This window comes from Shewanella sp. Choline-02u-19 (genome assembly GCF_002836205.1).
Classification (GTDB): Bacteria; Pseudomonadota; Gammaproteobacteria; order Enterobacterales; family Shewanellaceae; genus Shewanella.
The window spans coordinates 2,188,016-2,211,987 of the sequence record NZ_PJBE01000013.1 but is presented as its reverse complement, the minus strand read 5'-3'; the positions used below and the strand labels follow the sequence as shown (position 1 = coordinate 2,211,987).

Genomic DNA, 23,972 nt, shown 5'->3' with positions numbered 1-23,972 from the left:
CAATCCCAGTTTATTTTACTGGCTTTTAAATAATCGAGGTTCTTAATGGAAACTCAGGTATCTCAGCCTGGACCTGCTGCAAAAAACCTATTGATAAACAATGGTACATCGCGCAGAGCAATCATGGACAAAGCTGCCCAAATAGGTGTCACCATTGGTGGAACCATGGTATTTGTGGCCTTGCTACTGATCTTCTTTTATCTACTTTATGTGATTAAGCCGCTATTCGATAGCGCTGAGGTCACACCGGTTGTAAGTGCTAAATATCATGATACTCAACCAGCGTTAATGGTCGGTAGTGATGAGCAGAATGAGATCATGTACCGCGTATCACAGCTAGGTAAAGTGGACTTTTTTGATACCCAAACATCACAACTGATCCGGACTGAGCAGATTAATACGCCTGCTGGCTCTCATGTTGTGAGTAGTTCAGTTGCCATGCCAAGTGAGCAGCGCTTTGCATTAGGGTTGAGTAATGGCCAAGCGATTATTGCAGGGGTGGAGTTTGGGGTTACGTACCCTGATGACAAGCGCCTCATCACACCTAATCTTCGTTTCTTAAATGGAAACGCGCCGCTGACCGTGGATACTGAAGGTCATGCACTTAACCATTTAGTATTTGATGTTAGCAGTGACAAAATGAGCTTTGTTTATCAAGACAATGACAAAGTATGGCGCATCTCTCGCCAAGAAGGCGAAGAGAACATGATGACCGAAGAGGTTGAATGGGTGACGTACACAGGCATTATTCCTGATGCTCCCGTCAACGTACAACAGAGGTTGATGACTCCCGATCACCGCCAATTAATTTTGAGCTCAGATAACAAACTGTTTGTTTATGATATTCGTGATGCCGAAGATGTGAGCTTACGACAAGTACTTGAACTCGGACGTGCCAAAGCCAAAGTGACTAATGTAAGTTTGTTAGCGGGTGCCAGCTCTTTGCTTGTCAGTTACGACAGTGGTTTGGTGCAGCAATACTTTCAAGTTAATGGTGAACAAGGGCGTCAATATCAAGAAATTCGTGACTTTAAAAATAAAGCGGGGATCAAGAGTGTCGCGTCAGAATTCTATCGTAAGAGTTTTGTCACCATTACTGACGAGGGTAATTTAAGCCTGCTTTATACCACCAGTCAGCGTGAGCTTTTCTCTGAAAAATTTAAGCTTAAAAACCCAGGTACAATCGGGTTTAGCCCACGTTCTAACGCGCTGGTTGTGGAAGCCGATGGCAAACTCAACCTGTTTAGCGTATCCAACACCCATCCAGAAGTCTCGTGGAGTGCGATGTGGAGTAAGGTTTGGTATGAAGGTTATCCAGAACCTAAATATGTGTGGCAGTCAACTTCAGGTTCTGACGACTTTGAAGCAAAGTTAAGCCTTATGCCATTGGCGTTTGGTACGATGAAAGCGGCATTTTATGCCATGCTATTTGCCACTCCGTTGGCCATTGCAGGTGCGATATATACGGCATATTTCATGTCTCCCAAAGTACGTGCGGTTGTTAAGCCAACCATTGAAATTATGGAAGCTTTACCGACGGTTATTCTGGGTTTCCTTGCTGGCCTTTGGCTCGCACCGTTGATTGAACATAATTTGCCCGGCATTTTAACCCTGCTCATATTATTGCCCTCCTCGGTATTGTCTACCGCATTTGCTTGGCATAAATTGCCCGCTAAGTGGAAGCAGCGCCTACCTGATACTTACCAAGAGATTATGTTAATCCCGGTGATTTTGTTTGTTGGTTGGTTCTCGTTTGCGATTAGCCCAGGTTTAGAATCTGCGTTCTTTGGTGGTGATACACGTATGTTTATCACCAATGAGCTCGGCATCACCTTTGACCAACGTAATGCGTTAGTGGTGGGTGTTGCAATGGGCTTTGCGGTTATTCCTACTATCTTCTCAATTGCAGAAGATGCCGTGTTCTCTGTTCCTCGTCATCTCTCTAACGGTAGTTTGGCACTGGGTGCAACAACGTGGCAGACCTTAACGCGGGTGGTGTTGTTAACGGCAAGCCCAGGTATTTTCTCTGCGGTAATGATGGGATTGGGGCGTGCAGTAGGCGAAACCATGATTGTATTAATGGCAACGGGTAACACCGCGATTATGGAATGGAGTGTCTTCGAGGGAATGAGAACCCTGGCTGCCAACATTGCTGTTGAGATGCCTGAGTCGGCCATTGGTAGTTCGCATTACCGGGTGCTGTTCCTGGCCGCCTTTGTACTGTTTATCTTTACGTTCTTCTTCAACACGATTGCAGAAGTGGTAAGACAACGTCTACGTGAACGCTATAGCTCACTGTAATTGTAGATTTATATGGATGTTTTGATAATGATAAATACTAATTTCATAAAGAGTAAGTCGACAATCGCCGTAAGAGGTTTAGCTAATGGGTAAGTGGTTTAAATCTGGCTCTCCTTGGATTTGGATGACCAGTGGCGCCGTGAGCGTTTGTTTAATCGCGGTACTTGGGTTGCTATTGCTAATTGCATGGCGTGGTTTAAGTTACTTTTGGCCTGCTCAGATCTATCAATGGGAGATACAAGATCCTACCGGTGATCGTTACAGCATTATCGGTGAGATATACGATAGAGAAGAAGTGCCTATTGAGCGTTTGTTGTCTGCCGGCCATACGTTTGATGCAGACGTTGGTGATACTGTTACGCGCTACCTGATCAAAACCGGTAACCGTGAGTTTGTTGACTTAGATTTTCGCTGGGTGATGGAGACCAATATTATTTCGCGCACTAAGCCGAATGATATCGCGGTCATCGAACGTAGCAAAAACGGTGACTTCTATGGTTATCCAGTGGGGATCATTGAAGATGGCCAGCGGTTAACGCCTGATAATATTGAAACTGCTTTTGCAGAGCATATCGAACGTGCTGTTGCGCTAAATGACAAAGCGCTCGATATTCAAAAAGGCGATATCGGCACGATAAACTATGAGCTAGAGAATCTGCGCTTAGAGTCACGCCGCTACGAGTTGGATAATGCGCTGACTGATAGTCGAAAAGCTGAAATTGAAGCGCAACGTTTAACGTTAGATGCTGCATATCAAGTTGTTGAAAAAGAGTTCTTTGCCCTTAAAACTGAAGCGGGTCGTGACTTTGTCATCATTCGAGACATGCGCGGCGAAGAGGTGACACTTAAACTTGATACCATTTTAGATGTTACTTACGCTAACCGGCTCAGCATATTAGGCAAAGTCGGGCATTGGTTTATCGGTATCGGTAAGTTTGTCAGCGATGATCCACGTGAAGCGAATACTGAGGGTGGTGTATTCCCCGCTATTTTTGGTACCGTGTTTATGGTGATGTTGATGGCAGTGATCGTGACACCATTTGGGGTGATAGCGGCTATTTACCTGCACGAATACGCCAAGAAGGGGCCGGTGACTAAGATGATCCGTATCGCGGTGATTAACTTAGCGGGTGTGCCATCAATCGTTTATGGTGTGTTTGGATTAGGTTTCTTTGTTTACATGTTTGGTGGCTCAATTGACCAACTGTTTTACCCTGAAGCACTACCAGCACCCACTTTTGGCTCACCAGGTGTTCTCTGGTCGGCATTAACTTTGGCCATTTTAACCCTGCCAGTGGTGATAGTATCGACGGAGGAAGGCTTAAGCCGCATTCCAAGCTCGGTGCGCCAAGGTAGTTTGGCACTGGGCGCGACGAAAGCCGAAACCTTGTGGCGCATTATCGTGCCAATGGCCAGCCCTGCGATTATGACGGGCTTGATTTTAGCGGTTGCCCGCGCTGCAGGTGAGGTTGCCCCCTTGATGTTAGTCGGCGTGGTAAAGCTTGCCCCAACACTGCCAGTGGACATTAATTTCCCATTTGTGCATTTGGAACGAAAGTTCATGCACTTAGGTTTCCACATCTATGATGTCGGTTTCCAAAGCCCTAACGTAGAAGCAGCGCGCCCCTTGGTATACGCTACTTCCTTCCTTTTGGTCTCGGTGATCGTGGGGTTAAATTTAACCGCCATTGGTGTACGAAACCACTTACGCGAAAAATATCGTTCGCTTGAGCATTAATTGACGATTATCCTAAGTGATAGGAAATAACATGATTTCAATAGATCAATCGGTAATGAAGACTGAAATGCTAGACTTAGAAAACTTGAGTAAAGAAGACACGGCATTAGAGATCCGTAACCTCGACCTTAAATATGGCGATAAGCAGGCACTGTTTGATGTGTCTATGCATATCCCTAAGAAAAAGGTCACGGCATTTATTGGCCCAAGTGGTTGCGGTAAATCAACCCTATTGCGCTGTATTAACCGCATGAATGACTTAGTTGATCACTGTCATATCAGTGGTGAAATTTTGCTGCACGGTCAGAATATCTATGACAAAAAAGTCGATGTTGCCGCACTGCGTCGTAATGTCGGCATGGTATTCCAACGTCCAAACCCATTCCCTAAATCAATTTACGAGAATGTGGTGTATGGATTGCGCCTGCAAGGCGTAAAAAATCGTCGTGATCTTGATGATGCGGCTGAGCGCTCTTTACGTGGCGCTGCGATTTGGGATGAAGTAAAAGACAGATTACATGACAATGCATTCGGACTCTCTGGCGGTCAGCAGCAGCGTTTAGTTATCGCACGTGCGATTGCGATTGAGCCAGAAGTTTTGCTGCTTGATGAACCCACATCGGCACTGGATCCCATCTCAACGTTGACGATTGAAGAGCTGATCACTGAGCTTAAATCTAAATATACCGTGGTGATTGTGACACATAATATGCAGCAGGCTGCACGTGTGTCAGATCAAACCGCCTTTATGTATATGGGTGAGCTGGTTGAATATGCTGACACTAACACCATATTTACCACACCGCGTAAGAAAAAGACTGAAGATTACATTACCGGTCGTTACGGTTAACTTGAACTGATAGAGGTTTATTACAATGGAAAACATGAACTTAAATAAACATATCTCTGGTCAGTTCAATGCTGAACTGGATGATATTCGTAATCGTGTATTGACGATGGGCGGGCTTGTTGAACGTCAGCTAGAGCAGTCTCTTGATGCTTTAGCGGCACTAGACTCTGAGCTAGCTCAGAAAGTAATTGAAGGTGACCACAAAGTGAATGGCATGGAAGTCGCCATTGATGAAGAGTGCACCCGCATCATTGCTAAGCGCCAACCCGCGGCAAGTGATTTACGCCTAGTATTGGCGATATCTAAAACCATTACCGATTTAGAACGTATTGGCGATGCGTGTGTGAAGATAGCAAAAGCGGCGCTGGACAAGCGCTCTAAAAATCAACAGCCTTTGCTGGTGAGCATTGAAAATATGGGCCGCCATGCGACGCGTACTTTGCATGCCACTCTGGATGCGTTAGCGCGTATGGACGCTGATGTGGCGCTAGAGCTGCATAAAGAAGATGCCAAGCTCGACAAAGAGTATGAAGGGATTATTCGTCAGTTGATGACCTATATGATGGCCGACCCTAGATCTATCCCAGAAGTACTTGATGTGCTTTGGGCGGCTCGTGCTGTAGAGCGTGTTGGCGATCGTTGTCAGAATATTTGCGAATACATCATCTATTACGTTAAAGGTAAAGATGTACGTCATATCTCCTATGAAGAGATGGAGAGAGACTTGAACTTCTAGTTTTGTTTGTTGATAAAGCAGACAAGGCCTGACAGCATTGAATGAATAATGAGACAAGCCCCACAGATTGATACTAAGTGGTTACTTGTTAAACTAAAAAACAGCATTTTGCTGTTTTTTTTGTATTTGGACGATAGACGAAAACCTCGGCTCAATGAATAATGTATCCGCATTAATGAATTTTGTGTTGAAAATCCAAATTTAAACCCAAACCTAAGCCAAATTCTATTAAATAGCTGGATCGGGCCTTACACGGCAGACTCTAGGTTGAGCTATTCAATACGATTTTAAATATGCGAGTGGATCAAACTCACTGAACAACCATTCGTTCAGTCTATTGATTTATTTACATGTCTTTGGTGAGTACAACTCACGGGCTTAGGCACAAAATGATAAGCCCGCCAGTGTATTCTTATATTAGCTTATAGGCTCCTAACCTCTGCCAGGCCCTGTCATGCCTAGCGAGAATAGAGGCGTATACTTCATTAACTGCGGTAACTGTATGTCGATTAAATCGAGTATTAATCCACCTGTTTTTTTCTCTTCTGTTTTCCTGATCACTTTAATGGTTCTGACCACCGCTATTTGGCCGAACCAAGCGCAAGACTTCTTTAAAATTGTACAATCCTGGTTTGAGTTAAAAGCTGGCTGGCTTTATATCCTAGGCGTCGCAGTGTTTTTAATTTTTGTCATCTTCGTGATGGTGTCGCGTTTTGGCGATATTAAACTTGGCCCTGATCACTCTGAACCTGATTACAGCTATAAAAGCTGGATAGCCATGTTGTTCTCCGCGGGCATGGGTATTGGTTTGATGTTTTTTGGTGTTGCAGAGCCGGTGATGCACTATCTTGCGCCGCCAGATGCCGATCCACAGACGATACAAGCTGCAAAAGATGCCATGAAGATTACGTTCTTCCATTGGGGCATTCACGCATGGGCTATATACGCCGTAGTGGCGCTGAGTTTAGCGTACTTCTCATATCGTCATAAACTACCATTGCTGCCTAGAAGCGCACTTTATCCAATATTTGGTGAGCGTATTTTTGGTCCTATCGGCCATGCTGTCGATACCTTTGCGGTATTGGGTACCATGTTTGGTGTGGCAACATCGCTTGGTTTTGGTGTGCTGCAGGTCAATTCAGGCCTTAACTATCTACTGGGTGTGCCTGTAAATGCTTACGTCCAAGTGGGCTTAATTATCGTTATTTCGCTTATTGCCACTGTATCGGTGTTCTCCGGCCTTGATAAAGGGGTGAAACGCTTAAGTGAACTTAACTTAGGTTTGGCGATACTATTACTTGTTTTCATATTGATATTTGGCCCAACAGTAGAACTGTTACAAGCTTTTGTACAAAACACTGGCGGCTACTTGAGCGACATTGTTGGTAAGACATTTAACTTATATGCCTATGAGCAGAAGAACGATTGGCTCGGTGGTTGGACGTTACTTTATTGGGGCTGGTGGATCTCATGGTCACCATTTGTAGGGACTTTTATTGCTCGTGTGTCACGTGGTCGTACTATCCGTGAGTTTCTAATCGGTGTGCTATTTGTGCCATCGGCGTTTACCTTCTTATGGATGACAGTATTTGGTAATTCTGCCATTGACGCCATAATGAACCAAGGCGCAACTTATTTATCTGATGCGGTTTCATCAGATGTATCTGTAGCGCTATTTGTGTTTTTTGAGCACATGCCATTTTCTACCTTGTTATCGACAATCGCATTATGTTTGGTAATAACCTTCTTCGTCACTTCATCAGATTCAGGTTCGTTGGTGATTGATAACTTAACCTCGGGTGGCGATCACAATGCACCCGTATGGCAACGGATTTTCTGGGCCATGTTACAAGGCATAGTGGCGTCAGTACTGTTGTTAGCAGGCGGGTTACAAGCCTTACAAACAGCAGCGATAGCCAGTGCATTGCCGTTTCTAATTGTGATGCTGCTGATGTGTTTTGGACTGTTTAAAGCATTGCAGGATGATTGGTTAAAGATCAATAGCGTGCAATCCCATAATACCAGCGTGCAATTCACCAAGACTAACGTCAGTTGGGAAGATCATATCGATGTTCTTGTCTCACATCCTAGTGAGGCTCAAGCGTTAGGTTTCTTGGAAGAAGTGGCAAAACCCGCATTAAATAAGGTCTGTGAGACTTTTAATAGCAAGGGCGTAGCGGCAGAGTTAAAGAACTTTGATAGTCGTATTCGCTTCGTCATTGCTAACGAGGAACATGATGACTTTGTTTATGGATTGCGGATCCGTGCCTTTAGTATTACCAACCCGATTGAAAGCGAAGTTGCAGAAGGTGACTCTGAGTATTATCGGGTTGAAGTATTTTTAGAACACGGTGGACAACATTACGATGTGATGGGCTTTACTCAGGAGCAAGTATTGGCTGATGTGGTTACGCAGTACGAGAAGTACCTGCATTATCTCCATCTTTCCAGTTCTGAGTATTTAGGCAGTGAAGTCTAGCGACCGATATATGACTGAATGCAAATTCAATAATTAGCGCAGTTTTAGGGTCGTAAGTACATTGAAAAAGGTTAGCTTCAATACGCAATTTAACAGTGTAATGGGCTAGCCTTTGTTATTTCAGCAAAGTTTGGCTGATTGATCATCGAACTCAGTTACAGCTGATATATTTCAGTGTTAGTATTAGATTCATAGAGACATTAAACCGAAACGAGATATACCAACATGGCAGCAGCACCAGGGCAAAGTAAGTTAGATAAAGTACTAGCCGAAGCACGAGATTATAAAGCCAAGCGTGAAACGGGTTACCGTGAGCAAGCACTTAAGCTTTATCCTTGGGTATGTGGCCGTTGTACTCGTGAGTTTAACAATGCGAACTTGCGCGAATTGACAGTGCATCATCGTGATCATAACCACGACAATAACCCATCCGATGGTACCAACTGGGAATTACTCTGTTTATATTGTCACGACAATGAGCATTCAAAGTTTGAAGAATTGATCCAGTACGGCGCCACGACCGAAGTTAAGATGGACACTGCGACGTACAATCCCTTCGCCGATCTAAAAAGTATGCTCAACAAAAAGTAATCGCACTTTAAGTTAAGACACATAAAGCCGTCGATTAACGATGAAAAAAGCCGCTAATTGCGGCTTTTTTACGTTAAATTGAACCGTCTTCGGTTGCTTTAAGTCTTGCTTCGGCTTCCAACCATTTAGCGCGGCTTAAAATAGCACTATTTTCGCCATCAAGCATGTCGGCCTTACGTTGTTCAAGTTTGGTCCACACTCGCGCTTTGGTCTCATCGCTGGCGTTACCCCATCCTACTATTTCGTCAATATGGCGATAACAACCCATACAGTAATCATCTTCATTTAGCCCACAGCGAGCCACGCAGGGTGATTGCATTTTATTGTGCACCTGTTCTAATTTGCGACGAAGTGTAATACCTATTACGTTAAATTTATAGTTAACTTGAACTAGGCGATCCTGTTTATTAATATTATTTATATATTAATTCTTTTAAATCATAACGTTGATTTCTATTGGTGGTAGAGAAGCGGTTGACTTCACTGCATCAATTCAAGGCATATTGATGGGGTCGGTGACTTGAACCATAATGTGTGCCGAGGGCTTAGATTCGCCTCGGTGTTTTGAAGGCCTACAGAACGCCGACAATATGATTAAATTATTAATACAACGAGTATAAAGTAGCTAGAATTAAGTGACGAAGTTATCTGTTCGCGAGTGATTTACTTAACGTGAGCTCTAGGTTCTTATCGTAACCATTAGTTTATGTAAGCGATCTAAAACCCTAATGTGTGTTAGTTGTAGGTCTAGCAGAGAACGGATGTTAGAATTTAACTAAATAATTTATTAGTTGATAGTATTCAATATGTTGTATTTTAATGGAGGCTTTATGAAAGCGGTGTTTCGCTTTTGCTTTGTCATTGTTACGGCTGTGTTGGTTGCCGGGTGTTCCCTGTTAGAGATCAAGTTAGAAAGTGGCATTGAGCCGTTACCTAAAGATCAGTTAAATATGCGCGTTTTTAGCCGAGATTTTAGTACGGTATTTTATAGTCAGGTGGAAAGTGCCGCCGATCTAATAGAGCGCAACAGCGACAGTGTTCCCATTAAGTCGAATACACTGATGTGGAAAATTAATGCCGAGCAGAATCTGCAACATACCATATTTCAAGCATCTCCTACTGCAGCCATGGTTGATACCTGGGTGTTTACCGAACAAATGGTGCAATTCTTTGAATCCGGCGCCGGTAAGAATGTGTTTGGTGAACAGCAGCAAACGGCTATCGACGTGAGTCAGCATCTGAGAGATCAGTTTGAACGCACGATTAAAAAATTTGGTGCGGCAAGTTTCCAAAAGAACCAGAATTTCGTTAAGCAATATGTTGCACTGTACCCGATTAATGATATGTCATTTACGCGTCAGTCAGCCTTTACTGATTGGTTAGAGTACAATGAAATCAATGAGTTTGATGCGGTAACCACCTTTGGTACCGTGCCTGAGGTAATGAGTGATATTTCTGACAGAATGGCAATGATTGCCGAGCAAATGCCAAAGATATTGGGCTGGAAAGCAGAGCTTTATGCATTACATTCCAATATTAACGCCGATGAAGTGCAAGCCACTTTAATGAGTATTAGTGATACCTCAGCCAAGTTTCAGCAACTCATGGCGCAAAGCCCCGAGATGATGCAAGCGCTAGCGGTCGATCTGCGCAGAGAGTTAACGCCACTGTTAGCGCAATTGAGTGCATCAACAGACGATAAGCTGGCGCAATTGTCAGTTGAGCGACAAGCGCTAGAGTTGATGGTGAAAAACGAGCGTATTGCATTAGAAGCCATGGTGACGAGAGAGCGCGCTGCAGCGGCAGTTGATTTAGAGAAAATATCTGAGCAAACCGTTAAAGTGGTTTTTGAAGAGATCACTAAAACGCTCAAGAGCCTAATACTCTATTTTGTATTGTTCTTGCTGGTGGTCTTTTTTGCTCCGCTGGGGCTTGGCGTATGGCTGGGAAGGCGGATGCAAGTTAAAAAGCAAGATTCAATAGCGCCATAACCCTTGCGGTAAAGAGCTGTGATAAACTGGCGTTACTTATCTAAAAGGAGACTTAAAAAAGTCTCCTTTTATTGTTTAAAGCGGTTCTAATGTCTTTTAACATCAACGTCGAATCAATGTTTATCTCATATGCAGCAACATAATAGCCCAAGATCAGCCTTTGCGACTCAATTCAAACAGCTCGACAGCTTGCTGAACTTGAGCCGTACACTTTGGCAAAACCGCAGTTTTGAATGTCGTGAATTACCCTGGGGTGATGCTTTTCCGACGCTAGCGAGATCGGTTTGGCAAATTGCAGATGATGAACTTGATACTATTGATGCCTGTCAGTTAAGCCTAAGTGAGCGATTACTACCGTCGTTAAAGCAAGATCTACAGGCCGCTGGAAGCGATTGGGACTTAAACTTATTACTCCCGGAGATTGCAGCGGCTATATCCACTGAGCCTGCAGAAATAATTCCATCATTAAATGATGTAAGCACTGGGTCATTTAATGATGAAAGTATTTGGCCATTAGCATTACTGCAAGCGAATGATATGGCCCATTTTAGTGCGCATATAAAAGGGCGTAAGTGGCAACAGATCACGGCTTTTGTTGAACATTTGCCGGATACTAAACTGCCTGTGCTTGAATGGTGTGCTGGAAAAGGGCATTTAGGGCGCTTGATCGCAAAAGCGACAGGGCGCAGCGTGGTAAGTTTAGAGTGGCAGCAGAGCCTGTGCGCTGCAGGTGAGCAGTTTGCAGATAAATGGCAGTTACCACAGCGTTTTGTCTGTGCTGATGCGTTTGCGGAGCAGCAAGGCCAGCTTGAGGAGCAACAGCTGGCTGTAGCGCTGCATGCTTGCGGTGATCTGCACGTTACCTTGTTACAGCACGCCAGTAATGCTGGGACTCGGCAAGTGGTGATATCGCCGTGTTGCTACCATCTTATTCAGGCTCAGTATTACCAGCCACTCTCAATGACGGCTAAAACAAGCGATCTGCTGTTGACTAGAGCAGATCTGCAGCTGCCTTTGCAACAAAGCATGATAGCCAGTGCTAAAGGTAATCAATATCGGCTGCAAGAGATGGCATGGCGCTTAGGATTCGATTCTTTGCAACGTGAGATGCGTCAAGTGGATGAGTATTTGCCTATTCCATCTATTAAGCAAAGTCAGCTCAATGGTGAGTTTGAAACGTTCAGTCGCTGGGCCGCAGACACCAAGAAAGTGCCCTTGATTGATTCGATAGACTGGGCACATTATCAAGCCAACGGGCGTGAACGACAGCGACTGACTCGTCGCATCGATTTGGTGGCCCATCTTTTCAGAAGCGTATTCGAAAAATGGCTATTACTTGACCGAGTTTGCTTTTTAGAAGAGAGCGGTTACCAAGTAAAGTTGAGTGAATTTTGTTCAAACAGTATTACGCCTCGAAATGCGATAATTAGTGCATTTAAATAGAAAAATGACAGTTTGATAATTTAATAAGTGCGTAACAAATTGTTTATTAAGTTGTAATTGAGTCAGTGATGATTGAATCTGACGGTAAAGTGGTGCCATTTTTAGAGCAAAGTTGATGATAGAGTGGATTTAAAGGTCTCAGTTATGAGGTTTTTTATTGAATCATCTGCTTTTTCTTGTTCAAATGGCTGGTTAATAATAAATAATTATCTTCATTGGTCGTAAATTGGCCAGTTTAGTGAGCGATTAAATACAGTTTCATGAAATATTCCCGCGTTTTTATCAATAGCATGGCCTACGAATTAGCGCCTGAAGTTGTTTCAACTTCGGAGCTTGAATCTCGTTTAGCGCCGTTATACAAAAAGTTTCGTATTCCGATGGGGCAACTTGCTGCATTGACTGGGATCCATGAAAGACGTTGGTGGCCAAAAGGGCACAGATTGTCTGACGGAGCATTAGCTGCGGCGCACAAGGCGATTGATGAAACTGGCGTCGATATCAGCGATTTAGGCGCAGTGGTTTACACTGGCGTTTGCCGTGACCAACATGAACCCGCAACAGCATGTCGTATCGCCGCTGAACTTGGCGTCTCTAAAAATACGGCAATTTATGATATCAGTAACGCGTGTTTAGGCGTGTTGTCAGGTATTTTAGATATTGCTAACCGCATTGAGTTAGGCCAAATCAAAGCCGGTCTGGTGGTTTCTTGTGAGTCTGCTCGCCATATTGTGGATATCACCATCGACAAAATGCTTGCTGAACCGACGATGCAAAACTTTGCATCGTCGCTAGCAACATTAACCGGTGGCTCTGGTGCCGTTGCTGTTTTGCTTACAGATGGCAGCCTCAATTTAAAAGGTGATCGTCAGCATCAGTTGTTAGGTGCAAGTCATCTTTCAGCGCCGCAACATTACGATTTGTGCCAATGGGGACTCGAAGAAGCGGGTCCGCAGTTATACCGCGAATTTATGCGCACCAATGGTGTGGCTTTGCTTAAAGAGGGTGTTGAGCTTGCGCGCCATACTTGGAGCCACTTCTTAGATCAGCGCAGCTGGTTAGTTGAGCAAGTAGATAAAGTTATTTGTCACCAAGTGGGTTCGTCAAATCGTCGTAATGTTCTGCAAGCACTTAACATTCCTGAAGAAAAAGAGTTTCCGACTTATAGATTACTGGGCAACATGGGCACGGTTTCATTGCCCGTTACCGCTGCTATGGCACATGACCAAGGCTTTTTGAAAAGCGGCGACCAAGTGAGCTTTTTAGGCATTGGTAGTGGCTTAAATTGCATGATGTTGGGGCTTAAGTGGTAACACCACTGGCCAGCAGCACTCGTTCGCTGGTAAGCCTTACGCATTTATCATAAGTCCAGTATAAAATTATAGGAAGCGTCATGTTAGACACCCTACACCCATTTAAACGTAATTATTTAGATAGAAACGGCAATAAACTTCAGTATGTGAATGAAGGTTCTGGCGACCCGGTCGTGATGGTTCACGGTAACCCGAGCTGGTCGTTTTATTATCGTAATCTTATTAGCGCGCTAAGCGGTAAGCATCAATGCATAGTGCCTGATCATATTGGTTGTGGCCTTTCTGATAAGCCTGATGACAGCGGTTACGATTACACTCTGAAAAGTCGTATAGACGATCTTGAAGCCTTGCTTGAGCATTTAGACGTTAAAGATAATATTACGCTTGTTGTCCACGATTGGGGCGGCATGATTGGTATGGGTTACGCTGCTCGCTATCCTGAACGTATTAAGCGTTTAGTTATTCTCAATACGGGCGCGTTTCACCTTCCGAAAACAAAACCTTTTCCGTGGGCGCTTTCAATCTGCCGTAATACCCTTCTAGGGACATGTTTGGTGCGTGGCTTTAATGCTTTCTCATCGGCAGCGTCTTATGTGGGTGTGAAGCGTAAGCCGATGCATAAAGATATCCGTCAGGCCTACGTTGCCCCGTTTAACTCGTGGGCAAACCGTATCTCCACTTTACGTTTTGTGCAGGATATTCCGTTAAAGCCGGGCGATCGTAATTATGAGATGGTGTCAGACATTGCCGCAAGCTTAGATAAGTTTGCCAATGTGCCCACCGTGATCTGCTGGGGACTGCAAGATTTTGTGTTTGATAAGCACTTTTTGGATGAATGGAAACAAAGAATGCCCCATGCACAAGTGCATGAGTTTGCTGATTGTGGCCACTATATTCTTGAGGACGCTAGCGATGAAGTCATTGCTCATATCAACACCTTCATCGATGAAAATAGCATTGAAGCAGTACAAGACTCGTTGGCGTAAATAGAATGATTAGCCCGCTTGAGCGTCAGCACGTTGGTGCCAATCTTTGTCGTCATCTTGTCGACGCTGCCAACCACATACCTGACTCTCTTGCTGTTGCTGTACAACACTCCCGCGGTCAAGCACTTGACCGCTTAAGCTATGAAGAGATGGACTTTCAAACGCTTAATGCTAAAAGCGATCACATCGCTGCCGCATTGATCCAGTTTGGGCTGACTCCAGGCATGAAAGCGGTGCTGATGGTCACTCCCAGTATCGATTTCTTCTGTTTGACCTTTGCGCTGTTTAAAGCGGGTATTATCCCTATTTTGGTCGATCCTGGAATGGGAATTAAAAACCTCAAACAGTGTTTTATTGAGGCCAAACCAGATGTGTTTATAGGGATCCCTAAAGCGCATGTCGCTAGACGTTTGTTTGGCTGGGGCAAGCACAGTGTCAACCACCTGATCTCAGTGGGTGGTGGTAGGCTCGTTAATGGCTTAACGGGTGCCGTTAACCTAGAACAAATAGTCAAAGAGTGTGATAACACCACCTTTAAACTGCAATGGCTAGCGGATGACGCTATGGCGGCGATTCTGTTTACCAGTGGCAGTACGGGCACGCCAAAAGGGGTGGTCTATTCCCATAAAATGTTTGAAGCACAAATTAGTGCGCTTAAACATGATTACGCCATCAAATCGGGTGAGCGCGATTTGGCCACTTTCCCGCTATTCTCCTTATTTGGGCCCGCGTTGGGCATGGCATCGATTGTGCCAGACATGGATGCAAGTAAACCTATTACAGCCAATCCCGAATTTATCTTTGCTGCTATTGAAAAGTATCAATGCAGCAATATGTTTGTTAACCCGGCATTGATAGAGCGTTTAGGTCAAGCGGGAAGTCGCACCAATCACCAACTCACCAGTATCAAGCGAGTGATATCGGCTGGCGCCCCCGCAACCATCTCATCGATTAAACGCTTTAGCGCTATGCTCAATAGTGATGTTGAAGTGCTTAATTCTTATGGCGCGACAGAGTCTCTACCTTTAAGTAAAATTGGCAGCCAATCGCTATTTAATACCACCACTATTACCGACAATGGGGGTGGGATCTGTGTTGGAAGTGCCATTTCAGGCGTTGATATCTCGATTATCGATATTGATGAAAGCCCAATTGAAAACTGGCACGACAGACTATCGCTCCCCCCGTATCAGATTGGCGAAATTGTGGTTAAAGGCCCGATGGTGAGCCGCGCTTATTACCAAAGAGAAAGCGCGACCATAGCGGCTAAAATCAACGACGGCGGATTCATTCGACACCGAATGGGCGACTTGGGTTATCTTGATGATAAAGGCTTATTGTGGATGTGTGGGCGTAAAGCGCATCGCGTAGATGCAATAACCGCGGATAACGGGATTCAACGTTACTACTCCATTCCAAGTGAGCGGATTTTTAATACCCTTCCTGATATTAAGCGCAGTGCGCTTGTGGGTGTGATGATTGCGGGTAAATTAACCCCGTTAGTCTGTATTGAGCTTAATCAAGCAGCGGCCTGTTCAAAGTCGAGCTTATTGTACGCTCAATTACGAACGTTGGCAGAGCAACACAGCCACACACAGGGGATTGAGCGTTTTCTCATTCACCCTGATTTCCCCGTCGATATTCGCCACAACGCCAAAATATTTAGAGAGAAATTGGCCGTTTGGGCCCAGAAACAGATCAAGGAATAGTTGATTGTGTCTGACAATAACCCGTTAGTCCCCCCTTTGAGTGTCTTTGCCCTAGAAGAACAAACGGCACTGATTAATCTAAAAAATTACGCATCGCACGCATTTGTCACCGGCGCGGGTGGTTTTTTAGGTAAAGCCATTTGTGAACGCTTGCTTGCGATTGGCATTAAGGTGACAGGGTTCGCCCGTGGTGAACACCCCTTGCTGTCAGCGATGGGCGTGAAGATGGTAAAGGGCGATCTTGCTGACGAAGCAGGGGTATTAACGGCGATGCAAGGCTGCGATATTGTATTTCATGTGGCCTCTAAAGCGGGTGTTTGGGGTAGCAAGCAGAGCTATTTTTCACCCAATGTTGATGGAACTCGATTTATCATCAAGGCTTGCAAAAAATCCAATATCAGCAAACTTATATACACCAGCACCCCAAGCGTTACGTTTACAGGCCATGATGAAAATGGCTGTGATGAATCAGCGCCGTATGCAGAGCAATATCTTAATCATTATGGTGAATCTAAAGCGGTTGCCGAAAAGATGATGATCAGCGCCAGTGGTGATAAAACCGATGCAGGACAAATGCTGCAGACGGTGTCATTAAGGCCACACCTTATTTGGGGGCCAGGTGACCCACATTTGGTACCACGGGTACTTGAACGTGCTAAAGCAGGGCGTTTAAAGCTGGTGGGTCAGCAAGATAAGTTAGTCGATACTATCTACGTCGGTAACGCGGCCTTTGCACATATCTTAGCGGCAGAGCGGTTATGCAGAGCAAATGCAGCAGGACTAAAAGCGCAGTGCGCTGGCAAAGCCTATTATTTGAGTAATGATGAGCCGATTACCATGGCTGAGATGCTGAATAAAATTTTGGCATGCCAATCACTGCCAAGCGTCAGTAAGCGGGTACCCACTTCACTTGCTTATGGCGTTGGCGCAGTATTGGAAACGGTTTACCATCTATTAGGTAAAACGGAAGAACCTATAATGACCCGTTTTGTTGCAAGGCAGCTTTCCACCAGTCACTATTATAATATCAGCGCCGCGAAACGCGATCTAGGTTATAGCGCAATAGTTAGTATTGATGAAGGTATGCAACGACTTAAAAAATCGCTAAGTTAGTGTAGGCTTGAACCTAGCAACTCCTCGTACAGGGTCACAGACCAAATAAGGTCACTTTATATGAGCCACTAATAAATCCACATTTGTAATGCAACCCAAGGAATGGTGTTATGCACAAAGCGAGTTGTAACTGTCGTCAGTTATCTTTAACGGTCATAGGTGAGCCCATTCGGGTGTCTGTGTGTCATTGTAATGCCTGTCAAAAACGGACTGGAAGCGCTTTTGGTGTTCAGGCTCGCTATCAATTGAGTCAAGTCACGTTTAGTGGCGCCAGCCATCACTATCAACGTACCGGCGATGAAGGCGCGGTGATCACTTTTCAATTTTGTCCTCATTGCGGTGGGAATCTGTGGTTTACCATGGACGTAATGCCAGAGGTGGTTGCTATTCCACTAGGTAACTTTGCCGATGATGCAGTGTCAAAAGCGCAGTTAGCCTCGCCTACAATGACGGTATATCAAACTCGTTGTCATGATTGGGTTAAGCTTGAAGGTATCGACGAGGTTTATGATTAACCTTTTAATCCTGTTTTCAAATTAAGTAGATTGTTAATTTCAAGGAACAGAAATGAAACGAATCAAACCTAAGTCGATGTTTGTTATTACGCTATTGATATTGGTTGCATCTCCCTTGAGCGCCGCTGAAAACCCCTTTATTGGTAGTTGGAAGTTAACTTCTGGTCAGTACCTCGATGGTAATGGCAAATGGGTGCAATACGGCGACCTAAAGCTGAGTGCGATTAAAGTTATCTCTGAAAATCATTTTAGTTTTACTACCATGAAAAATATCGGCACAGAGGCTAAACCAGAGAGTGAGTTTTGGGCTGCAGGCACGGGACGCTATACATATACAGCAACGGAATATGTCGAATACCCACAACTGAACTCATTTGGAGTAGCTGCAGATATGCCGTTTGCTTTTACTTACCAGATTACAGGTGAAGAGTGGCAAACTAAGCGGACAGAAAATGGCGAGCTGAAAGAGCAAGAGCTGTGGTTAAAGCTCGACTAGTGTGGCGGTAAGTATTAAAACATAGCAGTAAAAACACAGGGAATATCGACATGAACAAAAAAGCACAACGGGACATTGAGAAAGGCTATAGCAATGCCGACTTCGCCGCCAAACTTAGGCGTTTAGCTGATTCATTAGAGTCGGGCGAAAAGTTTGAAATACAGATTGCTGGCGAGAGGGTCTATGTCCCCGTTCGCGCGGAATATAGCGTTGAGCACGAACGCAGTGATGATGAAGAAGAGATTGAGTTTCAAATTAAGTGGTCACCTAAATAAACTTTAGCGACTGCAGATAAAAGGCACTGTATTGAAAGTACCTCTTCGACATTGTGCCTATTATCCATTAACTATGTCGTATGAGACCGATTATTATAGGATAAATGTATTCCTTGGGGTAATTGGTGATTATGACTCTACCATCATCACTAAATAGGCTGGATACTAAAGCGGATTTGAACCCTATTCTGGAGTTTGTATATCACAATATAAACAGCGTTGACTATACAGCCCCAAAATACGGATGTTTTTATGCTAATAATTTAATTTTTCATAAAGAAGACTAATTTATTGACGACAATGTCTCGATGTTTATCTTCTTCAATAAATAGACCATGCAATGCCCCTTTAATCACTTCAATATAGCTATTAGGACAAGTTTCATTAAATTTATCTTGCGCTAAATTACTTACTACATAGTCATGTCCGGCTTGTAATATCAGGACTGGAATATCAACCTTATGTGCATTTATTAATGCTTTATCACATGCTTTAATTGATTCTTGGATCCATTTAGTACTCGGGCCATTTAGCTTTAAATTTGGCTTTTCATTATAGCTATCGGTATAACGTGAGTAGCGTAATTTACTGTTAGTCACTACGTTTTTATCAAATTCAGGAAAATCATAAAAAGAACGACCTAATGCGTAATTTGGCTTTTTAGTAAAACGCTCAACGATGGAATGACTAGAGGTATCTAACTTACTTTTAATCGATAAACCAAGACCAAACATAGGCGCACTTAATAATAACTTTTTAACTTTATGTTCATAAAGTTGAATGTATTGAGTGCAAATGTTCGCGCCCATAGAATGTCCTGTTAAATAGCACTCTCCATCACAATTTGGATAAACAACTTTATCCATAAATAGTTGTAAATCAACAATATAATCTTGAAACTCGTTTATATGCCCTAAATCAAGATCAGATGCCCATCGCTCAGATTCGCCTTGACCTCGATGATCATAAGTATAAACATTATAAAAATGTGACAGTTCATAAATGAGTTCTAAATAACCCCAATAAGACTCATTTCTGCCATTAACAATCACCAAGGTATCTTTCTTATTATGTGGGTTATAATTAATCCAATTAATTCTGACCTTGTCAAAACCATTAAAACTGCCACGTATTAAATTTTTAATGACCTCTGCACATGCCTTCTCTGCGGTATGAACATCATCTTTGGTTTTTAGGGGGATCTCGGCCACATTTGAGAGATCAAATTGACCTTTATGTATTTTATCCGCAATCAGATTAAGGTATTTTTTACCCATCTCAAACCCTAATGCATAATCGCTATCCACTGCCTTTTTAGTAGAATTAACCAAAGATGTTTTCAAATGGGTCGCTGGATGGATTTCATAAATAACAACATCATCAGGTGGGTTTTCTAAAAATGTCTGGTCCGCTCGATATGCATCTTCATGAGTCATTAATAAGTGGCTTAAATGTTTAATTTTATTAGGGCCCACTTTTTTTAAAAAATTCAACCACTCATGGTTATAACTTGCATCGATAGGGATGGTTCTAATGACAACGATATGCTTATAACCAAGCTTATATGCTTTTCTAACCGGAATCGGTGCTGTAACGCCACCATCATACCAATCATCGTTATCAATTTTTATCGGATTGATAGTCAATAGAGGAATGGCACAAGTGGCTTTTAATGATTTTTTCCAAGAGCCTCTTTTTAAATCTAAACATTTAGCTTTCATACTATTGATATTGGTTGCAACACAATATAACTCGCGATTCTCTAAGTTTTTTAATCCAGTCTCCCAATCAAGAGCCAGATGCGTTTCAGTAGCATGAATTAATAGATCTAAATTTAAGCTGTTTTCACCACGGAATATATTTTTAATATTAAAGAAATTGGGATCACGAGTCACTTGATTAATAACATCATAAGCATGTCTATATTGACCACATGCGTATGAGGCTAGGTTCAATGCGCCTGCTGATGTACCAATTAAACAATGAAATGGATTATAATTTGCTTTCAAGAATGCATCTAATACACCAGAAGTGAATACACCTCTCTGGCCTCCACCTTCACAAACTAATGCAAATTTGTCGACATTTTCATGTCGTAAAGGGTAAGCGTCAGTATCGATCTGAGAAATAGAAAAATGATTAACCATAAATTTATATACCGATGATTTAATTCAACATTTGTAACAGCGGTGAAATATTCATTAAGAACATCCAGCCTAATGATGGAGTATCAAAAAACAGAGAAACTTAAAAATAGTCCATATACATAATTATAGCACTATCGTATGTCAGATACAGATCGCTAGATCTCAGCAGTAAGTGTCACACGCTTGTTGGTTATAAATGCATAGGGACTTAGATGCCCTAAGGCTTTTAGAATCCTCATGTTAATCAATAAATTGATTTTAAATTGTTGCTCTACTGATTGTAACCTCTTGGTATTCCTTATTAAACGATGTTGCAACATCACTCCCCCCTTAAAATAGAGTTTCAGCAGCATGGTTGACCATCATTTTTTATGGCCAATGACAGATAAATAGACATTAATTGTTATCATTGCTTAGCCGTGTAATTACTTTGTTTTTGATTGAAATTTAAGTTTTACGAAATGCTTAATAAAGTATAGCGGATTAGCTTATATAGATAATTAGACAGAGGTAGGTAATCTTCCATTTTTATAGACACTTAAGATTTTCTATAAACAGTCTTTAAATCTGAACAGGATATAGTTCATTGTTGCCATATACATCAGCGCCGCGGTGTTTTTTAGATAGTTTGATTTCTTTGCTTAGATTAATAGCTTCATCTTCAACGGATTATTTTGTACCTAGCGTGACTATCGTCGACAGTATCAGTACTGATCGATTACCTTCATTTTTGCACCAGCTTAGCGCCTTATACTCGGGTACCGATCTTACGGGGCAGCTTGAGTTATTGACCTTAATAAGGCGATTATCCAAGTGTTAGCTAAAGAAAAGACTGAAAGGATTTATCTCATGTTGGGTGATCAGCAGAGTATTGATATCTCTGCTTGAGCAACGTATGTTGGCTATTCGTGGGTGACGGATGTTATTTTTAATAATTAATAATTAACCAAATAAGGAAATAACTAGAATGAGTAGAAGGAATTTTTTGGCCATTATCGTCTTCAATATCGCAACGATTTCACCGGCTATAGCAACTGAACTCGTTGTAACGACCAGTAATTATCCTGTGGTTGAAACTCATCGGCAGATGGCAATTACTCAAACAAATGCGGGTGGCATAAATAAATTTTATCACAAGCGCCAAGTCCCTCCAGTGGATAATCAACCGGTTATTCGCATGAACCGCGATACACTCTATTCAATGGCACTGATAGATACCGTAAAGGGGGCCACTGTGACATTACCTGAGACGGTTGGTCGCTATATCTCACTTATGTATTTAGATGAAAATCATCGTGTCTATGACATGGTTTATACGGCAGGAGAGCATGAGATACCATCTTATACGGATTACATGTATGTATTGGTTCGCATTGGAGTCAAAAGCGGTGATGAGCAAGATCTTGCGGCTATTCATTCAATACAAGATCAAATTAAGCTCTCTGCGACGAGTGCTAGAACATTCGAGCCGATAAAGTACGATCAAGTGTCTTACGACAAGATTCATCATGCAATATTAGAAAGCTTCACTCAGTCAGGGTTGCGTGATACAGAAAAAATGTTCGGAACGTCCGCTTATGTTGAACCGGATAAATATCTGATGGGGACCGCGATAGGTTGGGGAGGGGCTACCTGGAAAGATAATATTTATCAGTTTTCTAAGTTTTACGAAGGGGCTGAGTGCCAAGCAACAACTTTTGACGATCCTGATAATGTTGGTGGCTTCTGGTCGATTACTGTTTACGACAAAGCTGGCTTTATGTTTAACGACGTTGCAAACATCAATTCAGAAATCGCTGAACGCAACAAGGATGGTAGCTTTACGGTCCACTTTGGCTGTAATGACAAAATAAACAATATTCCAATTGAGAATGCGTCTGGAGTGTGGAATGCGGCTATGCGACATTACACGCCCTCTAAAAAAGTCATCAGTGGTAGCATAAAACCCATGGATTCAATTTATCCCGTTCAATAGTTGTGAGCAACGTATGCAGTCGCACAAGAAGGTTATGTGCGACTGGTGCGAGCGTTAATGCCGAAGTTGTTAATATTGGCCTACATTCAATGGCTAAATGCTCTGTTTTGATAAGGTAATAGCAATAGTTAACGACTTTCTAGCGACGAGCTATCAATACTTAACCCTTCTTTTGGCCCGCCCTTTAGCTCACTTTGCGGAGTAAAGTGTTGGTGATAGGCAATCATAAAGTCTTCTCTTATCAGCTGCTCTAAGTGCATGGCGCGCTCAGTGGGGCAAAAAATCATGATATGCACATTTTGCTCGCCAGTTGGGCCACTATTGATATGAATATGCGGTTCGCTGCCGGGTAAGTCGACACCAGCATGCTTTTCTATTACACCGTTATAGCGCTTGGCCACTTCAATAAAGTCTTCACAGTGTTGTTCTATTTGAAGGGTTAACGCAGGAAACAGCGGGTAGAGATTAACGAACTCAACCACGGTAATCGTAATACTATGGTAAACATAGCGCTTCATAAAGTTGAGGTTTTTGACCGCATAGGTAAAAAACATACTGTTAGGCAGCGTGGCGGTTTTACCGGTGAAATGATATTGACCATGGTGCAGATCGATCTCTTGGATCACCGTGGCCATTAAATTGTGTTCAATCACTTCACCGTATATTTTTCCGACTTCAATCCAATCCCCAATCACAAATGAACGTGAACTCGCACGCTGTATGGAGCCAGTAAAGCAAAGAATAATCTCCTTTGATGCTACCACCAACGCAATTGCAATCGCCGTTACCGACAGGGCAAACTTGCTGACTTCGGTTTGCCACAGCATGAATAGAATAATGACAATGAGAAAAAAGGTGCTGTTTTTAGTGCGTGACATCCATTTACGTTGCACATCAGAAAGAAAAGCAACATCGCCACGAATACGTGCAATGATAAAACGCTTTATGACTGAGATAGTCATTATTATTAACACGGTTAATAATAATTTGTGTTCGAAAAGGAAATCGACTGCTAATGCTATGTTATCCACTTATTTTGTTACCTTTATTTTTGTTTATTATGCTGCTGGATGACGGTTTTCTGTGCCAATACTCTATGGGGAATATAGCCAGAAAACAAGATGATTAACACAGCACTTATAACGGGGAATAATTGAAGCAGGAGCGAGTCGAGATACAAAGTCATAGGCGCTAGCAGTTATAGGATTAAACTGTTAAGCCAGAACGACTCTAGCTTAACAGTGGTATAGCGCTTTATATAATTGTGCGTTTAATCTACCTAATTTAATCGTGTTCTCTAATCTAATAACGTCCAGT

The 23,972-nt window shown here is 42.9% G+C and carries 19 protein-coding genes; 16 read left to right on the top strand and 3 right to left on the bottom strand.

What is annotated here, in order from left to right:
- Positions 1 to 45 precede the first annotated feature (45 nt).
- The 6 genes from CXF83_RS16360 (at position 46) to CXF83_RS16335 (ending at position 8,695) form a co-directional block, all read left to right on the top strand.
- Complete coding sequence (locus CXF83_RS16360; RefSeq protein WP_101093298.1) at positions 46 to 2,301, top strand: ABC transporter permease subunit; 2,256 nt, start codon at positions 46 to 48, stop codon at positions 2,299 to 2,301.
- An 85-nt stretch (positions 2,302 to 2,386) separates the two neighbouring features.
- A complete protein-coding gene (pstA, locus tag CXF83_RS16355) occupies positions 2,387 to 4,039 on the top strand; it encodes a phosphate ABC transporter permease PstA (RefSeq protein WP_101093295.1) in 1,653 nt (550 codons plus the stop codon).
- Positions 4,040 to 4,070: 31 nt separating this feature from the next.
- Positions 4,071 to 4,889: a phosphate ABC transporter ATP-binding protein PstB gene (gene pstB / locus CXF83_RS16350; RefSeq protein ID WP_101093294.1), complete on the top strand. Its 819-nt coding sequence runs from the start codon at positions 4,071 to 4,073 to the stop codon at positions 4,887 to 4,889.
- A gap of 25 nt (positions 4,890 to 4,914) precedes the next feature.
- Complete coding sequence (gene phoU, locus CXF83_RS16345; RefSeq protein ID WP_101093292.1) at positions 4,915 to 5,625, top strand: phosphate signaling complex protein PhoU; 711 nt, start codon at positions 4,915 to 4,917, stop codon at positions 5,623 to 5,625.
- A gap of 502 nt (positions 5,626 to 6,127) precedes the next feature.
- The gene (locus CXF83_RS16340) at positions 6,128 to 8,104 is read left to right on the top strand and encodes a BCCT family transporter (RefSeq protein WP_101093290.1); all 1,977 of its coding nucleotides are present in this window, start codon (positions 6,128 to 6,130) and stop codon (positions 8,102 to 8,104) included.
- 225 nt (positions 8,105 to 8,329) lie between these two features.
- The gene (locus CXF83_RS16335; RefSeq protein WP_101093288.1) at positions 8,330 to 8,695 is read left to right on the top strand and encodes a YajD family HNH nuclease; all 366 of its coding nucleotides are present in this window, start codon (positions 8,330 to 8,332) and stop codon (positions 8,693 to 8,695) included.
- A gap of 73 nt (positions 8,696 to 8,768) precedes the next feature.
- On the opposite strand, the gene CXF83_RS16330 is transcribed toward CXF83_RS16335, so the two are convergent.
- Positions 8,769 to 9,014: a DUF1289 domain-containing protein gene (locus CXF83_RS16330; protein WP_101093286.1), complete on the bottom strand. Its 246-nt coding sequence runs from the start codon at positions 9,012 to 9,014 to the stop codon at positions 8,769 to 8,771.
- Positions 9,015 to 9,525: 511 nt separating this feature from the next.
- On the opposite strand from CXF83_RS16330, the gene CXF83_RS16325 reads away from it, so the two are divergent.
- The 9 genes from CXF83_RS16325 (at position 9,526) to CXF83_RS16285 (ending at position 18,533) form a co-directional block, all read left to right on the top strand.
- Positions 9,526 to 10,686, top strand: a complete 1,161-nt coding sequence (locus CXF83_RS16325; protein ID WP_101093284.1) for a chemotaxis protein — start codon at positions 9,526 to 9,528, stop codon at positions 10,684 to 10,686.
- 129 nt (positions 10,687 to 10,815) lie between these two features.
- A complete protein-coding gene (locus tag CXF83_RS16320) occupies positions 10,816 to 12,129 on the top strand; it encodes a methyltransferase (protein WP_101093282.1) in 1,314 nt (437 codons plus the stop codon).
- A 260-nt stretch (positions 12,130 to 12,389) separates the two neighbouring features.
- The gene (locus CXF83_RS16315) at positions 12,390 to 13,439 is read left to right on the top strand and encodes a 3-oxoacyl-ACP synthase III (RefSeq protein ID WP_101093280.1); all 1,050 of its coding nucleotides are present in this window, start codon (positions 12,390 to 12,392) and stop codon (positions 13,437 to 13,439) included.
- 80 nt (positions 13,440 to 13,519) lie between these two features.
- On the top strand, positions 13,520 to 14,425 hold the full coding sequence (locus tag CXF83_RS16310) for an alpha/beta fold hydrolase (protein WP_101093279.1): 906 nt from the start codon (positions 13,520 to 13,522) through the stop codon (positions 14,423 to 14,425).
- A gap of 5 nt (positions 14,426 to 14,430) precedes the next feature.
- On the top strand, positions 14,431 to 16,134 hold the full coding sequence (gene oleC / locus CXF83_RS16305) for an olefin beta-lactone synthetase (protein WP_101093277.1): 1,704 nt from the start codon (positions 14,431 to 14,433) through the stop codon (positions 16,132 to 16,134).
- Positions 16,135 to 16,140: 6 nt separating this feature from the next.
- Entirely contained in the window at positions 16,141 to 17,247 is a 1,107-nt protein-coding gene (gene oleD, locus CXF83_RS16300) for a 2-alkyl-3-oxoalkanoate reductase (protein ID WP_101093380.1), read from the top strand.
- 110 nt (positions 17,248 to 17,357) lie between these two features.
- Positions 17,358 to 17,762: a GFA family protein gene (locus tag CXF83_RS16295; protein ID WP_101093275.1), complete on the top strand. Its 405-nt coding sequence runs from the start codon at positions 17,358 to 17,360 to the stop codon at positions 17,760 to 17,762.
- Positions 17,763 to 17,814: 52 nt separating this feature from the next.
- Entirely contained in the window at positions 17,815 to 18,258 is a 444-nt protein-coding gene (locus CXF83_RS16290; protein ID WP_101093273.1) for a hypothetical protein, read from the top strand.
- Positions 18,259 to 18,308: 50 nt separating this feature from the next.
- Positions 18,309 to 18,533 carry an amphi-Trp domain-containing protein gene (locus CXF83_RS16285; RefSeq protein ID WP_101093271.1) on the top strand — a complete coding sequence of 75 codons (225 nt, stop codon included), beginning with the start codon at positions 18,309 to 18,311 and terminating at the stop codon, positions 18,531 to 18,533.
- Positions 18,534 to 18,796: 263 nt separating this feature from the next.
- Here CXF83_RS16285 and CXF83_RS16280 read toward each other — a convergent pair whose 3' ends face one another.
- Positions 18,797 to 20,680, bottom strand: coding sequence for an alpha/beta fold hydrolase (locus CXF83_RS16280; RefSeq protein ID WP_101093269.1), 1,884 nt, complete (start codon positions 20,678 to 20,680; stop codon positions 18,797 to 18,799).
- A 967-nt stretch (positions 20,681 to 21,647) separates the two neighbouring features.
- Here CXF83_RS16280 and CXF83_RS16270 point away from each other — a divergent pair.
- Positions 21,648 to 22,655, top strand: coding sequence for a DUF1254 domain-containing protein (locus CXF83_RS16270; protein WP_101093265.1), 1,008 nt, complete (start codon positions 21,648 to 21,650; stop codon positions 22,653 to 22,655).
- A 128-nt stretch (positions 22,656 to 22,783) separates the two neighbouring features.
- Here the strand turns inward: CXF83_RS16270 and CXF83_RS16265 are convergent, their stop codons facing one another.
- On the bottom strand, positions 22,784 to 23,686 hold the full coding sequence (locus CXF83_RS16265) for a mechanosensitive ion channel family protein (protein WP_101093263.1): 903 nt from the start codon (positions 23,684 to 23,686) through the stop codon (positions 22,784 to 22,786).
- Positions 23,687 to 23,972 lie beyond the last annotated feature (286 nt).